Raw genomic sequence first — 2261 nt, 5'->3', positions numbered from 1 at the left:
TAAGGATTGCTGATGAGGACAATAAAGAAATGTCAGAGGAGATCATCGGGTATATCCAGATCAAAGGAGATAATGTGGCTGCCGGTTATTATAATAATGCATCGGCAACGCAACAAACAATAACGGAAGACGGGTGGCTTAAAACGGGCGATCTTGGTTTTTTACGGAATGGTTGCCTGTACATTACCGGAAGGGCCAAGGACATTCTTTTTTCAAATGGCGAAAACTATTATGCGCACGATATTGAGAGAATAGCACAGGAAATAGAGGGGATCGAATTGAACAAGGTGGTAGTAGCAGGCGGCCATAATAACGAATGGGGTAAGGAAGAGATCGTCCTATTCATCCTTCACCGGGGAAAAATAGAAGACTTTAGCCAGATGGCCACATCCGCAAAGCTGCTTATTAATCAAAAAGCAGGATTGCTGATCGACAGGGTAATTCCTGTAAAGGAAATACCAAGAACTACCAGCGGGAAATTGCAACGGTTCCGGTTGCTCGAAGCGTATAAAAACGGCGATTTTGATGATGTCCTCCCGCAGCTTGACCAACTGACAATTCCGATAAGACCGCAACCGCACAGCATTCCCGAACCGGAGTATGAACAAAGACTCCTTGAAATCTGGAAAATTATTCTGAAGACCATGGAGATCGGCATCGATCAGCATTTTTTTTCTATTGGGGGCAACTCGCTGAGAGCTGCCGAAATGACCATGCTGGTATTAAAAGAATTTCAGGTAGATCTGCCTGTTGAAACTATTTACAACATACCCACTATCCGGCAATTGGCCGCTTCCATATCAGCCTTGAAAAAGCAGGAATATATACCCATACCTGTCGCTGACAAGGCAGATCGTTATCCGCTATCCGCAACTCAAAAAAGACTTTATTATTTCCAGCAGACGAATCCATCGTCCACCGCCTATAATATTCCCGTTGCCATTAAAATAACAGGTGAAATAGATCCTGCGCTGCTGGAAAGCTGTATACAACAATTGATCATTCGGTACGATTCACTCCGAACCATATTTCCCGCTTCCGTAGAACCGGCATTCCATGTGCTGGAACCCGCTCTTGTGTCGGATAAATTCCTGTTTACACTGGCCCGTACCGAATACCGCGATGTGGATCTGAAAGACCTGCTTAAACAGCTGGTCCGTCCGTTTAATGTAGCAACCGCACCGTTATTCAGAGCCAACCTTATAGAAAAGGGACACAATGAGTATATCCTGTTCCTGGATTTTCACCATCTCATTGCTGATGGTATCTCGGTAGCTCATTTCATCAGGGAATTGTTCCTGCTGTACAGGGGTATTGCATTATCGCCGCTTCCGGTTCAATATAAAGATTACGCAGCATCAGAAAAGGAACACCTTCAATCAGAACGAATAAAAAAGCAGGAAGCATTCTGGATGCAGCAATTGCAGGGCGAGTTGCCGGTACTGGAATTGCCTGCTGATTTTCAACGTCCCCTTATTTTTGATGCAGGGGGAAGAAAATTAACATTTGAACCAGATAAGGCACTGCTTGAAAAATTACGGCAACTCGCTACCCGCCATGAATGCTCACTTCATGTGTTGCTCTTTACATTGTATAATATTCTTCTTTATAAATATACCGGCCAGCAGGATCTTATTATCGGTATTCCCGTTGCAGGCAGAAGACATCCTGATGTGCGACAGGTACTGGGCATGTTCGTGAATAATCTGGCCATCAGAAGCACCACAACAGGCGATCAGACATTTGCGCAATTGCTCAGCGATAAAAAAAATACCATAGCGGAAGCATTTGCTCACCAGGATTATCCCTTTGATCATGTAATACAAGCTGTGCAGCAGAAACGGGATGTAGGCAGGAACCCGGTTTTCGACACCATGTTTGTGTATCAGAATATGGGTTTTCCAGCAGTAGAAACACCTGGCAGCCTAACGGTTTCCAGCTATCCCTTTGATCCCGGTTTCTCAAAGTTTGATCTGTCGCTCGAAATCTTTGAAGAAGCGCATACGCTGACATTCGCTTTTGAATACGCCAGCGCTCTTTTCAAAGAGGAAACTATTGCTGCCATGGCAAGGCATTTTGAAGTACTCATGCAGCAGGCAACTGAGCACCCCAATAGTCCGGTCTCGCAGCTGTCGCTGATTTCCGATAAAGAATATGAAGAGTACATCCATGCGTTTAATGCCACCGACGCACCTTATCCTGCCGATAAGACAATTCATCAGTTGTTTGATGAACAGGTAAAACGGACTTCGGATAATATC

Annotated in this window: 1 protein-coding gene; it reads left to right on the top strand. The window is 44.8% G+C overall.

Translation table 11 applies throughout. The annotated features are described in order from the left end of the window. Positions 1-2261: condensation domain-containing protein (locus ACJ751_RS20845; RefSeq protein WP_407747455.1), on the top strand; the 2261-nt coding region annotated here is incomplete at both ends.

The sequence above is a fragment of the Niastella sp. genome (genome assembly GCF_045805085.1).
GTDB lineage: Bacteria > Bacteroidota > Bacteroidia > Chitinophagales > Chitinophagaceae > Niastella.
This window is presented reverse-complemented; position numbering and strand designations above follow the sequence as displayed.